The sequence below is a fragment of the Acinetobacter sp. YH16038 genome, from assembly GCF_013417275.1.
GTDB lineage: Bacteria > Pseudomonadota > Gammaproteobacteria > Pseudomonadales > Moraxellaceae > Acinetobacter.
On sequence record NZ_VPEG01000120.1, the window covers coordinates 1 to 1,950 of the forward strand.

Consider the following 1,950-nt stretch of genomic DNA (forward strand, 5'->3'; position numbering starts at 1 on the left):
TGAGTGCGGTTAACCTCAATGGCATCATAATTTTCATATTTTGGATAATCATTTGAATTATATGCTTTAGTTAAAACTAAATTTTCATGACGTCTAGTGGTATCTAAATTAGTAAACCAACGAACACCTTTGACTCTAATAAAGCGGCGCCCTGTATCATCTATCCCACAATTACTTGCATTTAATGGATAGTCATCAGGAACATAAAACTTACGATCTCCTGATCTTATAGAATCACCATACCAAATTTTATTATCACGAAAGAGTGGGAATATTTCCTTGCATGTTGATGCATTCATATTTCCAAGAATAATAAACTTTTTTTTATGCTGCATTAGCAAACTAATATATTCACGGAAAAGACTGAAGGGAGGATTAGTGACTACAATATCTGCTTCTTGTAATAGAGTTTCACATTCTTTTGAACGAAAATCACCATTACCATTTAAATGTACAAGAGAGTTACTCGGTATAGCAAATAAAGATTCTAAGTCTAAAGAACCATCAGGTCTTTCTAAACTATGGTTAGGTACCTCTTTTACTACTGCTTTATAGGCACTAGTTCCCCCATTTAGAGGATATTCTTGGCCTGCTAAACTAGATTCTGAATAGCAAGTGGATATTAGACCCGCTAATTCTAAGTCATCGAAATGAAGTATAAAGAATCTAAAGAAAGCTGATTCAAATGGATCATCACAATTACAAAGTATAGTTTTTCCCTTGAAATGCCTTCTATGGTTCATCATTTCCACAAAAACATCTTCATATTGAGTGTAAAATTCATCTTTTTTAACAATAAATGCATTATTAAGAGTGGCATTTCCAGATTTCAATTGAACTATTGGACGCTCGATATTTATATCAAATGGCATCTTTCCCTCACGAACAACAGTTTTAAGAAATGTATTAATCGCTGTGGACATGCTAATACCAATTTCATCAAATATTTTGCTAGCACTTTTTTTAACATCTAGATCAATACGGATTGTAGTGGTTGGTTTGATGGACATCTTTGGGCTCCAATAGAGAAATACAATGTAGCACAATTTAGTGCTGTAATCTCTATATAGAAGCATTGGTAATACTAGGATGATTATTAAAACACCAATCTTATTATTGAGTTTTCCTACAATTAACATAATACGGATTATGCGAAACGAGAGCCTACTGCTCTCGTTTTTTCATTCTAGAACTGCTAAACTTCTTATACGCCATTGACGTACTTCAACCTATGTTATTCATTGAAACCAGTATTTTTACCAAGCAAATTAAAGAGCTTGTGAGTGATGAAGAGTATCGTCAGCTCCAGCAAGATCTCTTGGTACAGCCTGATAAGGGCGACTTAATCAAGAATGGCGGTGGAATTCGTAAAGTACGCTGTGCTCAAGGCAATAAAGGTAAAAGTGGCGGTATCCGGGTGATCTATTATTGGGTCACAGAGGATGATCAGATCTTTTTCTTAGTGGCTTATCCAAAATCAGTAAAAGATAATTTAACAGATAAGGAAACCGCCATTCTGCACCAACTCGTGAAGGAGCAATTTCATGGATAACAACTTATTTGATGACTTGGTTGCTTCAATCAAAGAAGCTGGAGCTATCAAACGTAAAGAAGTTAAAGCAAGCCGAGTTACAGAACTCGAATTGCCTGATATTAAAGAAGTACGTGAAAAAACTGGCTTGAGCCAAAATGAATTTGCTGCACGTCTACATATTAGCCCCCGTACCCTGCAAAATTGGGAACAGGGACGACGCTATCCAACTGGACCAGCAGCTACATTGATTCGAATTTTAGATGCTCACCCAAGCCTTATTTGAAAAAATTACTTAAAAAATGGGAGCTTAAGGCTCCCATTTTTATTTCGTATAAGGTGTATTATGTTAATTTTAGAAAATCTTCACTACTATTATTTTAAAATAAGCCTTATATCCAAGCATAAAACAAGGTTGT

3 protein-coding genes are annotated in these 1,950 nt (G+C 35.0%); 2 read left to right on the forward strand and 1 reads right to left on the reverse strand.

Features of this window, described 5'->3' with window-relative positions; translation table 11 throughout:
* Positions 1–1,010, reverse strand: a 1,010-nt coding sequence (locus FTV34_RS17145) for a type II toxin-antitoxin system RelB/DinJ family antitoxin (protein WP_180070873.1), incomplete at its 3' end; no start/stop codon positions are given.
* Between the two features lie 221 nt (positions 1,011–1,231).
* Between FTV34_RS17145 and FTV34_RS17150 the strand changes: the two genes are divergently transcribed.
* Together FTV34_RS17150 and nadS are read left to right on the forward strand one after the other, a co-directional pair.
* On the forward strand, positions 1,232–1,552 hold the full coding sequence (locus FTV34_RS17150) for a type II toxin-antitoxin system RelE/ParE family toxin (protein WP_180070875.1): 321 nt from the start codon (positions 1,232–1,234) through the stop codon (positions 1,550–1,552).
* Complete coding sequence (gene nadS / locus FTV34_RS17155; RefSeq protein WP_000369781.1) at positions 1,545–1,817, forward strand: NadS family protein; 273 nt, start codon at positions 1,545–1,547, stop codon at positions 1,815–1,817. Before FTV34_RS17150 ends, nadS begins: the two co-directional genes overlap by 8 nt.
* Positions 1,818–1,950: the final 133 nt, after the last annotated feature.

Coding starts and splice junctions, on each gene's coding strand:
- FTV34_RS17150 (WP_180070875.1), top strand. CDS start 1,232: ATGTTATTCATTGAAACCAGTATTTTTACCAAGCAAATTAAAGAGCTT.
- nadS (WP_000369781.1), top strand. CDS start 1,545: ATGGATAACAACTTATTTGATGACTTGGTTGCTTCAATCAAAGAAGCT.